The following is a 17,422-nucleotide window of genomic DNA, read 5'->3' as shown; positions in this document are numbered from 1 at the left end:
CGGTACAGCCGGGAGCAATGGATTGCTTCGCTTCGCTGGATCAAGCCGATGCGCTAGGGCCTGACCGCCGGCGTCTCGATCGGCATGCCGTGCGCCCGCGTCATCAGATAGAGCTCAAGCTCGACCAGTTCCGGCGAGCCGTAGTCATAGGCCTGCGCCCGGATGCCGGTGATGCAGGCGCGCAGCCGCCGCTGCAACGAGCCGAGCGATTGCCATTCCAGCCGGTACAGCGGGTAGCCAGTCGGCTGCCCTTGCGTGATCGCGCTGCCCGCGAGCTTCTTGTCCCAATTGTCGTCGTGGCAATTGGCGCAGGCCAGATTGAGCTGGCCCTGCCGCTGCATGAACAGTTCGCGGCCCTTGTCGACGAACGGCGCCAGCTCGGGATCGGTGCCGGCGGCGATCGGCATGCCGCGCGATTGCTGCGCGACATAGGCTGATAGCGCCAGCAGCTCGCGGCTTTCATAGGCGAACGGCGAAGCCTGCTGATGGTTGGTGCGGCAGAGGTTGATCCGCCCTTCGAGGTCGACCGGCTTGTCCAGCGTCTTCTCGAAGGCGGGGTAGTGCGCCGCGACGCCCTTCATGCTGACGCCCGCGTCACCGTGGCAGTCGGCGCAGGCCTTGTCCGCGCTGCCGGCCTTGCGCGTCCACAAAGCCTCGCCGTCGAGCACGAACAGCATGCCGGGATTGGCGGTGTCCTCGTCCTGCATCGCCTTGGTGTCCGCGCTCATGAAGCTATAGCCGGAGCGGCGTTCGGCCAGCGGGATCTCCGTGGCGAGCGCCGTGCCCGCCATCGCCGTCAGCAGCGCGATGCAGACCGCAAATTTCATTCGACCGTGATCGAAGCCTGTGCGGTCTCCGAGAACCCCTTGTCGCCGATCCATTCGAACTCGAACTTGCCGCTCTCGGTCACCGTGGTGAAGAAGGTGATGAACGGATTGGCCGCGATCGCCGGATAAAGATCGGCGCGGAACACTTCCGTGCCGTTGAAGCGGCAGGTGAAGCTCGTGATGATGTCGCGCGGCACCACGCTGCCCGACGCGGTGTGGCGATAGCCGGTCTCCATGATGTGCGACATCAGCGTCTTGATCTCGACGACGTCGCCGCGCTTGGCCTTCTTCGGTATGTTGATCAGGGCCGACGGCATCAGATCGCCTCCTCTGTGCAGGCGGCGAGCGTCACCACGACCTCTGCGGTCGCCGACCAGAACGTGTCGTCGGACAGCCGCGCGATGGCGGTGACCTTCTGGCTGTCGGCGAGGCGGATGCGGGTCGATATCTGGGCGCGTCCGGCGCGCGGTCCCAGATAGAAATTGCCGATGTTCGGCTGCGGGTTCTTCTCGTTGAAGACGTGGATGCTCTTCACATACTCATCCGCCGTCATCGGGCTGGTGACGCTGACTGTCATCGGCACCGTGTTGCCGTTCTCGACCAGCGGCGGGATGTCGAGCTTGACCTTGCCGGTGCGCACATTGGCCTCGCCGACGACATTGCGGATCGCGGCCTGCAGCATCGCCGGCGTTGCGTCCACGGGACGCACGATCACCAGCGCTGCGGCACCTCCGGCAAGGCCCAGAACCGTGCGGCGTGTCGTGTGGTTTGAATTCGCCATCGATTGGTCTGTCCTAGTTCCGCAGTGTCACAAGATAGGCCACAATATCCTCGATCTGCTCCGCCGACAGGATCGGCTTGCCGCGCCATGACGCGCCGACCCGTGTGAGCCCGTCGACTCGATAGTAGGACGGCATGATCGTCGCACCATTGAGATGCGCCGCATCGACCAGCCGGAGCCGCAACTGTCCCTCCGACCAGCGGCTGCCGCTGCCGGTGAGGTTCGGCGCGAGGTCGCCCTGGAACGCCTGCTCGGGAAATGGGCCGCTGTGACAGAGGATGCAAGCGGAGGAACGCTCGACGACCAGCGCGCGGCCGCGGGTTGCGTCACCCTTGGCTCCGGTTAGCGAAGCGGGGATCGCATCGCCGATCACGGTATAGGGCCGCAGCTCTTCGGCGCCGGCGGGCGCACAGGCTGCGAACAGTGCCGCGGCGAGCAACGTTGCGAGGGCGAGCCTAGCCAAAGATGTCTCCCGTAATCGTCCCGAACCAGGCGAGTGCCTGGTCGGCCTCGCGCTGGCGCACCTCGCGCGGCGCGTCCACCGGGCTGGTGGTCACCTCGGCCTCGGCGTACTGATCCTCCTTCGGCTGATAGATGCCCTTCAGCGAGAATGCATAGCCCGGCGCGACGGTGTTGTAGCAGGCGCCGTCGAGCCGCGGCGTCTCCGGCGGCTTGCCCGCAAGTGCGTTCACGATCGCGGCTGCACAGGCCCGGCCTTGCGCCGCCGCCGCGGAGGCGGATTTCGGAATCCCGCCGGCGATCGCGGCATCGCCGATTACGTGGATATTGGGCACGAGCTTCGAGGCAAAGCTGACCGGATCGATCGGACACCAGCCGGTGTGGTCGGCGGCGCCGGCGATCTCCGCAATGCGGCCGGCGCGTTGCGGCGGGATCACGTTGGCGACCGCGGCGGTGTAGTTGCCGAAGTCGGTGACGATTTCGCTCGTCGCCGGATTGACCGACGTCACGCGTCCGCCTTGCGACAGCGCGATCCGCTCGATCATGTCGGGATAGAGCTCCGCCCAGGCCTTCTCGAACAGCTTCTGCTGCGAATAATTGTCCTTGGCGTCGAGCACCAGGATCTTCGATTTCGGCTTGTTGGCCTTCAGGTAATGCGCGATCAGGCTGGCGCGCTCGTAGGGCGCCGGCGGACAGCGCAGCGGCGCGGCCGGCACCGCGATCACGACCAGGCCGCCATCGTCCATCGCCTCGAGCTGCCTGCGCAGCAGCATGGTCTGCTCGCCGGCCTTCCAGGCGTGCGGCATCTTCTCCGCCGCAGCCTCGTCATAGCCGGGCAAGGCGTCGAATTGCAGGTCGATGCCGGGAGCCAGCACGAGCCGGTCATAGGAGAGCGTTGTGCCGTCAGAGAGCGCGATGCTGCGCGCCTGCGCGTCGACCTTGGTGGCTGCCTGTGCGGCAACCGTGATGCCGTCGGCCGCAACCTTGTCGTAGCTGAACTGCTGCACGGCAAGCTCGCGCAGACCCGCGATCACCTCGTTGCTGAACGGGCAGGCGGTGAAGGTCTTGTTCGGTTCGACCAACGTGACCTGAAGTCTTGCATCGAGCCGCCGCAGCGCCCGCGCGCAGGCCGCGCCGCCGAAGCCACCGCCAATAACCGCGATGCGCGGCGCCGCTTGCGCCAGCGCCGGACGCGCCAGCGCGGCCGCCGCGACGACGGCGGCGCCACGGACCAGATCCCTGCGCGTCGGACGACGCGTGACGGTCATGCACGAGATTCCGAAAAAGGAAGCGGTGGCCGGTCGGGGCCGCCGCTTCCGGTTGATCAGGCGAAGGAGATGTTCTGGTTGCGCAGCGGAAAGCTGCGGATGCGCTTTCCTGTCGCCGCGAAATAGGCGTTGAGCACCGCTGGCGCCGCAACGCCGATCGTCGGTTCACCGACGCCGCCCCAGAACCCGCCGCTCGGCACCATCACCGATTCCACCTTCGGCATTTCGTTGATGCGCATCGAGTTGTAGGTGTCGAAATTGGTCTGCTCGATGCGGCCGTCCTTCACGGTGCAGCCGCCGTAGAACAGCGCGCTGAGGCCGTAGACGAAGGAGCCCGCGATCTGTCGCTCCACCTGCGCCGGATTGACGACATAGCCGGGATCGGTGGAGGCGACGATGCGATGCACCTTGATCTTGCTACCGTCGGTCACCGAGATCTCGGCGGCGCCGGCAACATAGCTGCCATAGCCCATCACTTGCGCGATACCGCGATAGATTCCCTTTGGCGCCGGTGTGCTCCAGCCGATCTTCTCGGCCACGGCGTTGAGGACCGCGAGATGCTTGGGATTCTTACCCATCAGCTTGCGGCGGAATTCGAGCGGGTCCTGGCCGACAGCCTGGGCCAGCTCGTCCATGAAGCATTCCATATAGATCGCATTGTGATTCACATTCACGCCGCGCCAGAAGCCCGGCGGGACGTGCGGATTGCGCATCGCATGCTCGACCAGCAAATTCGGCACCGAATAGCCGATCGCGGCCTCGCCGGATTGTGCGACGCCCTGGAACGCGGCGGGGTCCATGCCGTTCTGCAGGGCTTCGGGGCGCACCGAGAACAGGATGGATTGGCCCGACAGCCGGTAGTGCAGCGCGACCAGGTTGTTGTCGGCGTCGAACGCGCCGGTCAGCTTGCACTGCGTGATCGGGTGATACTTGCCGTGCTGCATGTCCTCTTCGCGCGACCACAACAGCTTGATCGGCGTGCCCGGCATCTGCTTGGCAATCGCGACCGCCTGCCGGACATAGTCGGTCATGCCGCGCCGGCCGAAACCGCCGCCGAGCATCAGCTTGTGCACGTCGACCTTGTCGGCAGGCAGGCCGGAAGCCTCGAGCGCGGCCGCAAACGCTGCCTCGCCATTCTGCGTGCCGCACCACACCTCGCATTTCTCAGGCGTGTAGAGCACGGTGGCGTTCATCGGCTCCATCGTGGCGTGGTTCTGGTAGGGGTAGCTGTAAACAGCTTCCACCTTCTTGGCCGCGCCCGCGATTGCAGCCTTTGCGTCGCCGTTCTGGTTGCCGATGTAGGCCGGCTGCGCATTATCGAGCCCCTCGGCGAGCCATGTTGCAATCGTCTCGCTGGAGACCTTGGCGTTGGGCCCTTCGTCCCAGACGATCGGCAGCGCGTCTAATGCGGTCTTGGCGTGCCACCAGGTGTCGGCGACGACCGCAACGGCGCTGTCGCCGACCGGCACCACCTTCTTGACGCCCTTCATGTTGGCGATCTTGGCTTCGTCAAAGCTCTTCACCTTGCCGCCGAACACCGGGCAATCCTTGATCGCCGCGTTCAGCATGCCCGGCAGCTTGACGTCGATGCCGTAGATCATCTTGCCGGTCGTCTTGTCGACAGTATCGAGACGCTTCAACCCCTTGCCGGCGATGGTCCAGTCCTTCGGGTCCTTCAGCTTGACGTCGGCCGGCGGCTCAAGTTTGGCGGCGGCTTCCGCCACCTTGCCGTAGGTCGTGGTCTTGCCTGACGGCGTGTGGGTGATGACACCGTTAGAGACCTTGCACTCCGCGGCCGGCACCTTCCATTCATTGGCCGCGGCCTGGATCAGCATCACGCGCGCGGTGGCGCCGCCCTTGCGGACATAGTCCTGCGAGGTGCGGATGCCGCGGCTGCCGCCGGTCGAGAAATCGCCCCAGGCGCGCTTGCGGGCGACGCTCTGGCCGGGCGTCGGATATTCTGTCGTGACCTTCGACCAGTCGCATTCCAGTTCTTCGGCGACGAGCTGGGCGAGGCCGGTCAGCGTGCCCTGGCCCATTTCGGAGCGGGCGATGCGGATCACCACGGTATCATCGGGCCGGATCACCACCCAAGCGTTGACTTCAGGGGCGCCATCGGCTGCGCGCACCACGGAGGGGCCGCCGAACGGGAGATCGAGGCCGAGCGCGAGACCGGCGCCGACGGTTGCCGTGCCGATCACGAAGGCGCGGCGATTGAGCGTGACGTGCTGGTTCATGGCTGCCTCCTCATCATGCGTTCGCGGCAGCATGGATCGCCTCGCGCACCTGCTGGAAGGTGCCGCAGCGGCAGATATTGGTGATGGCGTCGTTGACGTCGTCGTCGGTCGGCTTCGGATTGTCCTTCAGCAGCGCTGCGACGGCCATGATCATGCCGCTCTGGCAATAGCCGCATTGCGGCACGTCGCTCGCGATCCAGGCGAGCTGCACCTTGTGCATCACGCCGCCAGCCGCGAGGCCCTCGATGGTGGTGATGTCCTTGCCGGCCACTTCGCTCACCGTCACGCCGCAGGAGCGCATCGCAACGCCGTCGATATGCACCGTGCAGGCACCGCATTGTGCAATGCCGCAGCCGTATTTGGTCCCCGTCAGTCCGACATTCTCGCGAATCGCCCAGAGCAGGGGCGTGTCGTCCTCGACGTCCACATTGATCGTCTTGCCGTTGATTTTGAGGTTTGCCATCGCTTTTCCCTGAATGGTCCAATCCTCCGATTGAACTTCGGGGCGATGTTGGCCTTGAAACTGGAACGGTTCAAATCAAGAATATGCGCTTGCAGCGCGGAAGAAAGTTGATGGCGCGGTGTATGGTCGCACTCCGCGCATGCAACATGCCTGTCATGCCTTTTGCGGTGAGGCGACGGCCAGCCGCAGGAAGCTCATGACGCTACCGAGCACGGCAAATCCGGCGCCCAGCGCCAGCGCCACGGTTGCGCCCTCGCGATCGGCAAGCGCGAAGCAGAGCGCGGCAAGCGCAGCACCGGTGGTCTGTCCGGTCAGCCGCGCGGTCGCGACGATGCTGCTGGCGCTGCCGCTGCGATGCGATGGCGCGCTCGACATGATCGCCTTCATGTTGGGCGTCTGGAAGAAGCCGAAGCCGATGCCGCAGATCATGGTGCGCCAGACGATGTTGGCGATGCCGGGCTCGGCCGGCAGGGTCGCGAGCAGCACCATCCCCGCGCCGAGCAGAAGCATGCCGATGCCGCCGAGGATGCCGGCCGGATAGCGATCCGACAGTCGGCCGCCGATCGGCGCCATGAAGGCGACCACCAGCGGCCAGGGCGTCATGAAGAAGCCGGTCTCGACCTGCGAGCGGTGCAATATGTCCTCGAAGTAGAACGGCAGCGACACGAAGGCGAGCCCCTGCACAGCAAATGAGCAGACGGCCGTCGCGGCCGACAGCGCGAAGATCGGACGGCGGAACAGATCTATCGGCAGCATCGGCGCCGGATGATCGGCATGCCGCCGGGTCAGGATCCAGCCGAACAGCAGGGCTCCGACGAGCTCGGCGATGACGAGCGCAGGCGCCGTCTTGTGGGCGGCGCTGCCGATGCTGATGATGAAGAGCCCGAGGCAAGCGCAGGCCAGTGCCGCACCGGCGAAGTCGAAGGCGTGGGTGGCGCGCGGCGTCTTCGGCAGCGTCTTCACGCCGATCAGCAAGGCGACGATGCCGAACGGAATGTTGACGGCGAACAGCCAGGGCCATGGCCCGAGCGCGAGGATGCCGGAGGCGATCGTCGGTCCGAGCGACATGGCGCTCGCGACCACGAGCGCATTGTGACCGAAGCCGCGGCCGAGCATCCGGCTCGGATAGACGAAGCGGACCAGCGCAGTGTTGACGCTCATCAGGCCGCTGGCGCCGAGCCCCTGCAAGGTGCGCGCGACCAGGAGGCTCGGCAGCGACCAGGCCAGCGCGCAGCCGAGTGACGCCAAGGTGAACAACAGGAGGCCGCCGAGATAGATTCGCTGGTGGCCGACGATTTCGCCGAGCGCACCGAGCGGCAGCAGCGTCGCGACCAGGGCGATCTGGTAGACGTTGACGACCCAGACCACTTCGGCAGGGCTGACATGCAGATCGCTGGCGATCGCGGGCAGCGCGATGTTGGCGATCGCGGTGTCGAGCGAGGCCATCGCCAGCGCGGTGAAGATCGCGGCCACCGCCCAGCGCCGCCGTTCCCAAGGCAAGCCATCTGGCAGTCCATCGGTGATCGGCGCAGCAGCCGCGCCGGTGGTCGGGGTCTTCTCGAGCATGCCTGAAATTGTCTCCGGGACCGCCATGTACTACGCCGGCAGTCCGTTCCCCAGCCGCGCCATTGCATGATGCATATGCGAAGCGGCCCTGCCGGGAGTACAATTGCATACGGGTGGACGCGGGCAGCGCCGTACCCACCGCCGGGACGACATTTCCCGATGCGCGATTGTGCATCTGTGGGTTCGCCGCGCGAGCCCCGGGAATGACGGAGTCTAACCTTCCTCCGCCAGCGCGCGGATGCTGCGCGCGAGTCCAAGGATGCGCGGGCCGCATTCGCGCTCGATCTGCTCGGCGCTGAAGCGGTAGGAGGGAACGCCGCAATTGACCGACAGGCATTCGCCGGTCGGCGTGCGATAGAGCGGGGCGGCGACGCCGAAGATCTCGCGCCGCCATTCGCCGAGCGAGATGGCAAAGCCGCGTTCGCGGCATATTTCCACATCGGGCAATGTGCGTTTCTGCACGTAGTCGAACTCGTCGGGACGCTCGGCCTTGACGCGCGCAACATAGGCGCCGAGCTCCGGCTCGGTGAACAGCGACAGCAGGGCGCGCCCGACCGCGGTCGGCGCCAGCGTGCTGACAAAGCCGACATCGGGCACATGCGGTGCGGTGTCCGTCGTGCGCAGCGTTTCGACATAGATGAAGTCGATCCCGAACGGCATCGCGATCGACACGGTGCCGCCGGCATAGGTCGCGAAGTCGCGCATCAGCGGACGGGCGAGCTGGCGCACCTTCAGGGCTGACAGCACGGGATAGGCGGCGGCGAGCGCGCCGAGCCCGAGCACGAAGCGACCCTTGGCATCGCGCCGGAGATAGCCGAGTTGCTCCAGGGTGTAGGTCAGCCGCGACACCGTCGGCCGCGACAGGCCGGTATGCAGCGCGAGCTCGGCATTCGACAGCGAGCCCGGGTGGCGACGGAACGCCGCCAGCACGTCGAGCCCGTGCGCCAGAGTGGTCGCAAAGGACGGATCCGCCTGAATTTCGGCAGGAGAAGATGCTGTCATACGGAATATTGGTCTCTGACTGGCTGATTTGTCAATATATCGAAATGAATTTGCAAATCGTGTCGATGTCAGGTTATCTGCCGGACATAAAGACAAAGAACCGCTGGAGCGAGGCGCCTTCCGATGACGATGACCGAGCAAGCCCGAGACGCAAAGCCCGCGATCGACAAGGCGCGGCTGCGCCTGAAGTATCAGGAGGAGCGCAACAAGCGGCTGCGTCCCGACGGCAATGACCAGTATCTCCAGATCAAGGGCCAACTCGCGCATTATCTCGACGACCCATACACGCCGGTCGTGGAGCGCGCGCCGAAGACCGACCATGTCACCTTCGCCTTCATCGGTGGCGGCTTTGCCGGGCTCGCCACTGCGGCCCGGCTGACCGAGGCCGGGGTCAAGGACGTCCGCATTGTCGAGAAGGGCGGCGATTTCGGCGGCACCTGGTACTGGAACCGGTATCCCGGCGCGCAATGCGACACGGCGTCGATGGTCTACATGCCACTGCTCGAAGAGACCGGTCACATGCCGTCGGAGAAATACGCGCATGCGCCGGAAATCCTGGCGCACTGCCAGCGGATCGGGCGGCAGTTCAATCTCTACGACAACGCGTTGTTTCATACCGAGGTGACGAGCCTCGACTGGGACGCGGCGCAATCGCGCTGGATCATCCGAACCAGCAGGGGCGACGCCTTCAGCGCGCAATATGTCGGCATTGGCACCGGCCCGCTGCATGTGCCGAAGCTGCCCGGCATTCCCGGCATCGAACGCTTCAAGGGCCACTCGTTCCACACCAGCCGCTGGGATTACGACTACACCGGCGGCGATCCCCGGGGCGCGTTGATGGACAAGCTTGCCGACAAGCGCGTCGGCATCATCGGCACGGGTGCTACGTCGGTGCAGTGCATTCCGCATCTCGCGCGCGCCTGCAAGGAACTCTACGTGTTCCAGCGCACACCGTCGTCGGTCGACGTGCGCGGCAATGGCCCGATCGACCCGGACTGGTTCGCCGATATCGCAACCCCGGGCTGGCAACAGCGCTGGCTGGAGAATTTCACCGCCAACCAGGCCGGTGGATCGGCCGAAGAAGATCTGGTGCAGGACGGCTGGACCGACCTGTCGAAACGGATTCGCGCCAAGGTGATGCTGCTGCCGCGCGAGCAGCGGACCGTGGAGAACATGCGGGCCGTGTTCGAGGATTCCGACTTCGAGAAGATGGAGGAGATCCGCAACCGGGTCGACAGGATCGTCGGTGACCCCGAGACAGCCAGGAATCTGAAAGCCTGGTACGGCCAGCTCTGCAAGCGGCCATGCTTCCACGACGCCTATCTTCAGGCGTTCAACACGCCGGGCACCCATCTGGTCGATACCGATGGCAAGGGTGTCGAGGAGATCACCGAGAACGGCGTCGTCGTCGCGGGCAAGGAATACGAGCTCGACTGCATCATCTACGCATCGGGCTTCGAGGTCGGCACCGAGTACAAGCGGCGGGCGGGGTTCGACGCGACGGGCAGGGACGGCATCAAGCTGTCGGAGTATTGGGCCGAGGGCATGCGCACCAAGCACGGCATCCATGTGCATGGCTTCCCCAACCTGTTCTTCGTGCAGCCGACACAGGGCGCCAACCTGATCTCCAACGTGCCGCATAATCTGACGGAGGCGGCGCGCACCATCGCCCTGATGGTCGGCCATGCACAGGACAACGGCTTCAAGGAAATCGAAGTCAGCAAGGAAGCCGAGGATCGCTGGGTCGAGCTGCTGCTGACCGCGGTCGGTCGCATGATCGGCGGACCCGATTGCACGCCCGGCTATTACAACAACGAGGGACGCGAGCCAGGGCCTGCGGCCAAGCTCAATGTCGGCTATCCGGCGGGCGCGTTGGCCTACTTCAAATATATCGACGAGTGGCGCAACAGCGGCCGGTTCGAAGGCCTGCAGTTTCGCTAAGCGAACGGGACTGATCTTCGCCAAACGAGGGAGTGCTTGAGTAATGACCCAGACGACCGCAGGTGAAACGTCGCACGAAGGTCCGAAGGCGGCATCCGCGCCGGTCATTGCGCAGCACGAGGCGACGCTAAAGGCGCTGCCGTTCGCCGACACCAGGGATTTCGACGACGCCGCGCGCGGCTTTCTCGGCACGATCGAGAACGCGCGCGTCACCTCGGCCCAGGGCAGGGTTGTCTGGAGCCTCGAGCCTTACGGCTTCCTCTCCGAGGAGAAGGCGCCTGCGACCGTCGATCCGAGCCTGTGGCGGCAGTCGCGGCTCAACATGCATCACGGCCTGTTCGAGGTGGTGCCGGGCGTTTACCAGGTGCGCGGGCTCGACATCGCCAACATGACGCTGATCGAGGGCGACAAGGGCGTGATCGTGGTCGACACCCTGACCTCGATCGAGGGTGCCCGTGCCGCGATGGAGCTGTACTTCCGGCACCGCGGCAAGAAGCCGGTCGCCGCCGTGATCTTCACCCACACCCACACCGACCATTGGGGCGGCGCGCGCGGCGTGCTCGATGACGCCATGCTGGCGGCGGGCGTGCCGATCATTGCGCCTAACTTCTTCATGGAGCACGCGGTCTCCGAGAACATCATCGCGGGACCGGCGATGTTGCGCCGCGCGCAATACCAGTTCGGACCGTTCCTCGCCAAGGGCGTGCGCGGCCAGGTCGATTGCGGCCTCGGCAAGACGATGGCGGCCGGTGGCGTCGCGCTGCTGCGGCCGACCGACCTGATCATCGCGACCGGCGACAGGCGCGTCATCGACGGCGTCGAGTTCGAATTCCAGATGGCGCCGAACAGCGAAGCGCCGGCAGAGATGCATTTCTTCATTCCGCGCTACAAGCTGCTCAACCTCGCGGAGAACTGCACGCACAATTTCCACAATCTGCTGCCGTTCCGTGGCGCCGACGTCCGCGATGCGCTGGCGTGGTCGAAATATCTCGGCGAGGCGCTGCAGATGTGGGGCGGCAAGGCCGAGGCGATGTGCGGTCAGCATCATTGGCCGGTCTGGGGAAAAGAGCGGATCGACACCATGATCCGCCAGCAGCGCGACCTCTACAAATACGCGCATGACCAGACCATCCGCCTGATGAACCACGGGCTCAACGCGGCCGAGATTGCCGAGACGATCCGGCTGCCGCAGAGCCTGGAAGGCGCCTGGCACGGCCGCGGCTATTACGGTCACATCAGGCACAATGTGAAGGCGATCTACCAGAAGTATCTCGGCTGGTACGACGCCAATCCGGTCAATCTCGATGCCTTGCCGCCGGTTGCGGCCGGCAAGAAGTATGTCGAATATATGGGCGGCGCCGATGCGATCCTGAAACGTGCCGCCGCGGATTTCGCCAAGGGTGAATTCCGTTTCGTCGCGCAGGCCGTCAGCCATCTGGTGTTCGCCGAGCCCGACAACCAGGAGGCCCGCGCCTTGCTGGCCGACACATTCGAACAGCTCGGCTATGCCGCTGAAAGTTCGACCTGGCGCAACGCCTATCTGTTCGGCGCGCAGGAGCTGCGGCAGGGCATGCCGAAGACGCCGCCGCGCTCGCCGATGCCGCGCGAGACGCTCGCTGCGCTGCGCACCGAGCAGCTCTGGGACGTGCTCGGCATCCGCCTCAACGGCCCCAAGGCCGAAGGCAAGCGCATCGTGCTGAACTGGAGTTTTACCGACACCGGCGAGACGTTCGTGCTCAACCTCGAGAACTCGGCGCTGACCTACGTCAAAGGCGCGCAGGCCGCCGATGCGCACGCCAGCTTCACGCTGGCGCGCAGCGTGCTTGACGAGGTCATTGCCAAGCTGACCACATTCCCCGACGCTGTCGGCGCCGGCAGGATCAAGGCGTCCGGCGAGCCGCTGCGGCTCGGCGAATTGATGGCGCTGATGGACGAATTCCCGCGGATGTTCGAGATCGTCGAGCCGAAGCGGACGGCGGTGACCTAGGCCACGCTCGCGGAATTAGAACCATCACCCTGAGGAGCCGCGTAGCGGCGTCTCGAAGGGTCGACGGCCCGGCTGGTCGGACCGTGCATCCTTCGAGACGCCGCTACGCGGCTCCTCAGGGTGACGGGTCGATAAGTGCCCGCTTAAATCCCGAGATACGCCGCCTGTACCTGCTTATTGCCTGCGAGCTCGGCGCTGGTGCCTTGCATGATCACGTTGCCGCTTTCCAGCACATAAGCGCGCTGCACCAGCGACAGCGCGCGGCTGACATTCTGCTCGACCAGCAGGATCGCGGTGCCCATCTTGTGGATTTCGCCGATCTTCTCGAAGGTCACGTCGGTCATCACGGGGGCGAGACCGAGCGAGGGCTCGTCCAGCATCAAGAGGCGCGGCTTCAGCATCAGACCGCGGCCGACCGCGACCATCTGCTGCTCGCCGCCGCTCATGGTGCCGGCGAGTTGCTTCCTGCGGTCGGCAAGGCGCGGGAAGATGCCGTAGACCAGCTCCATCGTGCGCGCGCGATCCGCCTTGGCTTTCGGGGTGTAGGCGCCGATCTCGAGATTTTCCTGCACCGTCATGTCCGGAAACACCTGGCGGCCTTCCGGGACGTGCGCGATGCCGAGCTGGGGGATTCGGTAGGGCGGCAGCGTCGCGAGGTCGACGCCGTCGAACGTGACCTTGCCGGCGAACAGTTTGACGAGGCCGGAGACCGCGCGCAGCGTCGTGCTCTTGCCGGCGCCGTTGGCCCCGAGCAGGCCGACGGCTTCGCCCTCGCCGACCGAGATGCTGACGTCGGTGATGGCAGGGACCGAGCCGTAGCTGGCGCTGACGCGGGAGAGCTCAAGCATGGGCGTCTCCCTGCGCCGGCGGATGCACGTAGGAGCCGAGATAGGCGCGGATCACTTCCGGGTTCTCCACGATCTCCTTCGGCGCTCCCTCGGCGATCTTCTGGCCGTGGTCGAGCACCACGATGTGGCGGGCGACCGCCATGATCGCGCGCATCACATGCTCGACGATCACGATGGTCAGGCCGCGGGCGGAGAGCTTCTTCACCAGCGCCACCGCCTGGTCGATCTCGGCAGGGTTCAGCCCGGCCATCACCTCGTCGAGCAGCAGGATCCTTGGCTGCGTCGCCAGCGCGCGGGCCATCTCCAGCCGCCGCTGGTCGATGGTGGTGAGGTCCTTCGCCGGCGTCTGCTCCCTGGCGCTAAGACCGACGAATTCGATTGCTTCAAGCGCCTTGTCGCGCGCGGCGGCGACATGGCGGTCGCGCAGGAAGGCGCCGGTCATCACATTGGCGAGCACCGTCATCGCGCCGAACGGCTTTGCCACCTGGAAGGTGCGGGCCATGCCGAGTGCGCAGACGTCGTGCGGCCGGAGGCCCACGACCTCGTGACCGAAGGCGAGCACCGATCCGGAGTCCGGCCGATGAAATCCCGTGATCAAATGAAAGCTCGTGGTCTTGCCGGCGCCGTTCGGCCCGATCAGTGCCACCGTCTCGTTCTCCTGCACCGTGAAGCTGACGTCCTGCACCGCGCGCAGACCGCCGAACCGCTTGCTGAGACCCTTGATGACCAGTGCTTCCGCCATCGTAACCTCAGGCCCGTGCCGGCTTGCGCCGGACATAGCGGTGATAGACGTCGGTCGCAAACCCGATCAGCCCGGTCGGCCGCCACAGGATCACCGCCATCAGGATCAGGCTATAGACCGTGAGCTGGATGCCGCCGACCGAGCTGCCGAGCCAGCTTTGCAGCAGCGCCGAGGTGGTCTCCAGCAGCACGGTGCCCATGACCGGCCCCCACAGCGTGCCGATGCCGCCGACGATCGACACCAGCGCCGCCTCGATCGAGACGTTGAAGCTGAACGCGGTCGCGGGATCGATAAAGTAGATGTACTGGGTGTAGAAGGTGCCGGCGAGCGCGGTCAGGAATGCGCTGATCATGTAGATGTCGCGCTTGACCTTCGGTGCGTTGACGCCGATCGCCTCGGCCGCGTCCTCATCCTCGCCGATCGCAACGAGGTAATAGCCGATCCAGGATTGCTCGATCCGGTGGGTGATCCACAGCCCGACGACGAGCAGGCCGAGCACGACGTAGTAATACGACGACTTCTCCTCGAACTGCATCATCAGCGGCGCGCTGCCGAGATTCGGGATCGTGGTGCCTTCGGCGCCCCAGGCGAAATCGCGGAACTTCAGGAAGATCAGCATCAGTACCTGCGCGGTCGCGATGGTGGCGATGGTGAAATAGGGGCCGCGCAGACGGAAGCAGAGCCAGCCGATCGGCAGGCTCGCCAGCATCGCGACCACGCCGCCTGCGATCATCCCGATCCATGGCGAGATGCCGTAGTTCACCTGCATGATGGTCGAGGTGTAGGCGCCGAGCCCGAAATAGGCGGCGTGTCCGAGCGACAGCTGCTTGGCATAGCCGCCCATCAGGTTCCAGGCGACGCCGATAAAGGAGAACAGCAGGATGCGGATGAAGATGTCGATCGCAAACGACGAGGTGACGAGCAGGGGCAGCGCCAGCATGACGGCGGCCCCGATCGCCAGCCGCAGCCATTTCATGTGGTCTGAGGACTGCATCAACGGCCCCTCCTGGCGCCGAGCCCGCTCGGCCTGAAGGCAAGGGTCAACAGCAGCAGCGCGAACACCACGATCAGGCCTGAATCGGCGCCGACGAACTGGATGCCGAGCGATTCGGCCACGCCCATCATCAGGCTCGCGACCAGCGCGCCCATCACATTGCCGAGCGTGCCCATCACGACCGCGACGAACGCCATCAGCACGAACACCTGGCCGACGAACGGATAGGCCGAATAGAACGGCATCAAGAGCGAGCCGGCGGCACCGGCCAGCGCCAGCGCGGTGCCGAACGCGACTGCGAACACGCGGTTCGGATTGATCCCCATCAGCATCGCGACGTCGCGGTTCTGCGACGCCGCGCGCATGGCGCGGCCGAGGTCGGTGGTGTGCAGGAACACCCAGAGCAGCCCGCTGAGCGCCATCGCGACCGCAAAGGCGATCAGCTTCGCCACCGGAATGTACAGCCCGCCGATGTGCCACGCTTCATCCGAATAGGAGGTGTGGACGGTGCGGTAGTTGGCGCTGAACAGCATCAGCGCGAGATTGAGCAGCAGCAGCGACAGCGCGAAGGTCAGGAAGATCTGCGGCATGTCGTTCGGCCCGAGCACTCTGCGGATCAGGAAATGCTGGATCAGGACGCCGGCGATGAACAGCACCGGCATCGAGATCACCAGCGAGACCAGCGGATCGACGCCGAATTGGGTGGCGAGGAAGAACGAGATGTACATCCCGATCATCACGAACTCGCCCTGGGCGAAATTGACGATCTTGACCACGCCGAAGATCAGCGTGACGCCGATGCTGACCAGCGCGTAGATGCCGCCGATGAGCAGGCCGTTGATGACAGCCTGGGCCAGTGTCTCCCACATGCGATGCGACCGCGGTTCAGGTCTTCATCAGCGGGGCGCGGGCGTCTTCCTTGGGGAAGATGCTGGCGAGGTCGGCATTCTGCCATTGCACGCCGACCGGGCGGCCATAGACGTTCTTGCCGTCGGGGCCGAACTTCACCTTGCCGCCGGGCGCCATCGCCGCATAACCCGAGGAGACGTCGAGCGTCGAGAGCGCCTCGCGGACCTTCTTCGGATCGGCAGAGGCGGCGCGCTCCAGCGCGTCGGCCAGCATGAAGGTCTGCGCGACCAGGCCGCCGGCATATTCGAACGCGAACTCGCCGGTCCGCTTCTTGAACTCGGCGTTGACCTTCTGCGCATCGTCGTTGACGTCGTGGTTCCAGTGCGCCACGCCCTGCAGGCCCTCGGCGGCCTTACCGACATTCTTGTAGAAGTCCGGCATCACGAAGCCGCCGGAACCGCCATTGATTGCGATGTTGAGCCCAACCTGCTTCACGGTGCGCACGATCAGGATGAGGTCGTTGAGATAGGACAGCGAGAACAGCGTGTTGGCGCCGGAGGCCTTGACCTTGTTGATCAGCGGGCTCGCATCGGTGAAGCCGGCCGAGTAGGGCTCGAACATCACGATCTCGACGCCTTCGCCGGGCGCCAGCTCCTTCAGCCCGTTCGAGGTCGAGGTGCCGAACGCGGTGTTCTCGAAGATCACGGCGACCTTGGCCTGCTCGCTGACCAGCTTGGCCATCTGCAACTGCGCCTTGGCGAATTGCGAGGCGCGCGCGAACGGCGTGAAGGTGTAGGTGCGTCCCTTGTTGAGCTGGTCGGAGCTCGATCCGGTGATGATCGGAACGTGAGCGCGCTCGCAGACCTCGCTCGCGATCAGGGTCAGCGCGCTGGCGTAGCAGCCATGGATCGCCGACAGTTTGTTGCCGGATATCAGTCGGTCGGTCTCGGTCCGCGTCACCGTGGTGTCGCTCTGCACGTCGGAGACGATGAGGTTGAGCCTGGCGCCGCCGAGCGACTTGATGCCGCCGGCCTCGTTGACCATGTCGACCGCGAGCTTCGCTGCTGCAACGCAGCCGATGCCGATCTGCGCCATGCTGCCGGTGCTCGGATAGAGCGCGCCGATGTTGATCGGGTCGGCGGCCCAACCGCGCAACGGCACGGCGCCGAATGCGCCGGCCGCAAGCACGCCGCCCGTCTTGGCCAGGAACTTGCGGCGCGTCAGCTTCCGTGAGGCTTTGGTCGGCGCGGCATTATTAATGGCCGACGGCTTGCGGTCCCCTGTCATGGCGTTCCCCCTGTGCGACCACGGCACGGTTGCTCCGTCCGCGCGCTTATTATTCTTTGCTCAAGCGGGGTGCATAAGAGCACGTAATTCGGCAATCGCAAAGGCGATATCGGTCGCGGTCATGGGGAAACGCGTTGCGACGGGTGCGTCGCAGCAATCGCCCGACGCGCG

Annotated in this window: 16 protein-coding genes; 2 read left to right on the top strand and 14 right to left on the bottom strand. The window is 65.3% G+C overall.

Annotated elements, in window-relative coordinates:
• Positions 1-53: 53 nt before the first annotated feature.
• The 9 genes from soxA to ACVISU_RS08450 all read right to left on the bottom strand — a co-directional run bounded on the left by soxA (position 54) and on the right by ACVISU_RS08450 (position 8,603).
• Positions 54-827, bottom strand: coding sequence for a sulfur oxidation c-type cytochrome SoxA (soxA, locus tag ACVISU_RS08490; RefSeq protein ID WP_456706626.1), 774 nt, complete (start codon positions 825-827; stop codon positions 54-56).
• The gene (soxZ, locus tag ACVISU_RS08485; RefSeq protein WP_456706625.1) at positions 824-1,144 is read right to left on the bottom strand and encodes a thiosulfate oxidation carrier complex protein SoxZ; all 321 of its coding nucleotides are present in this window, start codon (positions 1,142-1,144) and stop codon (positions 824-826) included. Before soxZ ends, soxA begins: the two co-directional genes overlap by 4 nt.
• Positions 1,144-1,608 carry a SoxY-related AACIE arm protein gene (locus ACVISU_RS08480; RefSeq protein WP_456706624.1) on the bottom strand — a complete coding sequence of 155 codons (465 nt, stop codon included), beginning with the start codon at positions 1,606-1,608 and terminating at the stop codon, positions 1,144-1,146. The genes soxZ and ACVISU_RS08480 overlap by 1 nt, the downstream gene beginning before the upstream one ends.
• A gap of 13 nt (positions 1,609-1,621) precedes the next feature.
• Entirely contained in the window at positions 1,622-2,071 is a 450-nt protein-coding gene (gene soxX / locus ACVISU_RS08475) for a sulfur oxidation c-type cytochrome SoxX (RefSeq protein ID WP_244522150.1), read from the bottom strand.
• Positions 2,064-3,335 (bottom strand): FCSD flavin-binding domain-containing protein, encoded by a 1,272-nt coding sequence (locus tag ACVISU_RS08470; RefSeq protein WP_456706623.1) that lies wholly within the window; start codon positions 3,333-3,335, stop codon positions 2,064-2,066. The genes soxX and ACVISU_RS08470 overlap by 8 nt, the downstream gene beginning before the upstream one ends.
• A gap of 56 nt (positions 3,336-3,391) precedes the next feature.
• Complete coding sequence (locus ACVISU_RS08465) at positions 3,392-5,572, bottom strand: molybdopterin cofactor-binding domain-containing protein (protein WP_456706622.1); 2,181 nt, start codon at positions 5,570-5,572, stop codon at positions 3,392-3,394.
• Positions 5,573-5,585: 13 nt separating this feature from the next.
• On the bottom strand, positions 5,586-6,035 hold the full coding sequence (locus tag ACVISU_RS08460; RefSeq protein ID WP_456706621.1) for a (2Fe-2S)-binding protein: 450 nt from the start codon (positions 6,033-6,035) through the stop codon (positions 5,586-5,588).
• A 153-nt stretch (positions 6,036-6,188) separates the two neighbouring features.
• Positions 6,189-7,601 carry an MFS transporter gene (locus ACVISU_RS08455; RefSeq protein ID WP_050405911.1) on the bottom strand — a complete coding sequence of 471 codons (1,413 nt, stop codon included), beginning with the start codon at positions 7,599-7,601 and terminating at the stop codon, positions 6,189-6,191.
• Between the two features lie 213 nt (positions 7,602-7,814).
• On the bottom strand, positions 7,815-8,603 hold the full coding sequence (locus ACVISU_RS08450; RefSeq protein ID WP_050405912.1) for an IclR family transcriptional regulator: 789 nt from the start codon (positions 8,601-8,603) through the stop codon (positions 7,815-7,817).
• A gap of 123 nt (positions 8,604-8,726) precedes the next feature.
• Between ACVISU_RS08450 and ACVISU_RS08445 the strand changes: the two genes are divergently transcribed.
• Positions 8,727-10,544: a flavin-containing monooxygenase gene (locus ACVISU_RS08445; protein ID WP_456706620.1), complete on the top strand. Its 1,818-nt coding sequence runs from the start codon at positions 8,727-8,729 to the stop codon at positions 10,542-10,544.
• A gap of 43 nt (positions 10,545-10,587) precedes the next feature.
• The gene (locus tag ACVISU_RS08440) at positions 10,588-12,531 is read left to right on the top strand and encodes an alkyl/aryl-sulfatase (protein WP_456706619.1); all 1,944 of its coding nucleotides are present in this window, start codon (positions 10,588-10,590) and stop codon (positions 12,529-12,531) included.
• Positions 12,532-12,674: 143 nt separating this feature from the next.
• Here ACVISU_RS08440 and ACVISU_RS08435 read toward each other — a convergent pair whose 3' ends face one another.
• Genes ACVISU_RS08435 through ACVISU_RS08415 form a run of 5 tightly spaced genes read right to left on the bottom strand, consistent with a single transcriptional unit; the run spans position 12,675 to position 17,251 of the window.
• Positions 12,675-13,379, bottom strand: a complete 705-nt coding sequence (locus ACVISU_RS08435; protein ID WP_456706618.1) for an ABC transporter ATP-binding protein — start codon at positions 13,377-13,379, stop codon at positions 12,675-12,677.
• Positions 13,372-14,121, bottom strand: a complete 750-nt coding sequence (locus ACVISU_RS08430; protein ID WP_063695593.1) for an ABC transporter ATP-binding protein — start codon at positions 14,119-14,121, stop codon at positions 13,372-13,374. Before ACVISU_RS08430 ends, ACVISU_RS08435 begins: the two co-directional genes overlap by 8 nt.
• Positions 14,122-14,128: 7 nt before the next feature.
• Entirely contained in the window at positions 14,129-15,115 is a 987-nt protein-coding gene (locus tag ACVISU_RS08425) for a branched-chain amino acid ABC transporter permease (RefSeq protein ID WP_456706617.1), read from the bottom strand.
• Positions 15,115-15,984, bottom strand: coding sequence for a branched-chain amino acid ABC transporter permease (locus tag ACVISU_RS08420; protein ID WP_050405916.1), 870 nt, complete (start codon positions 15,982-15,984; stop codon positions 15,115-15,117). Before ACVISU_RS08420 ends, ACVISU_RS08425 begins: the two co-directional genes overlap by 1 nt.
• Before the next feature lie 16 nt (positions 15,985-16,000).
• The gene (locus ACVISU_RS08415) at positions 16,001-17,251 is read right to left on the bottom strand and encodes an ABC transporter substrate-binding protein (protein ID WP_050405917.1); all 1,251 of its coding nucleotides are present in this window, start codon (positions 17,249-17,251) and stop codon (positions 16,001-16,003) included.
• Between the last annotated feature and the right edge of the window lie 171 nt (positions 17,252-17,422).

It is taken from the genome of Bradyrhizobium sp. USDA 4452 (assembly GCF_054063575.1).
Note: the sequence above shows the minus strand (reverse complement) of the source record. Positions and strands in the feature narration are given on the sequence as shown.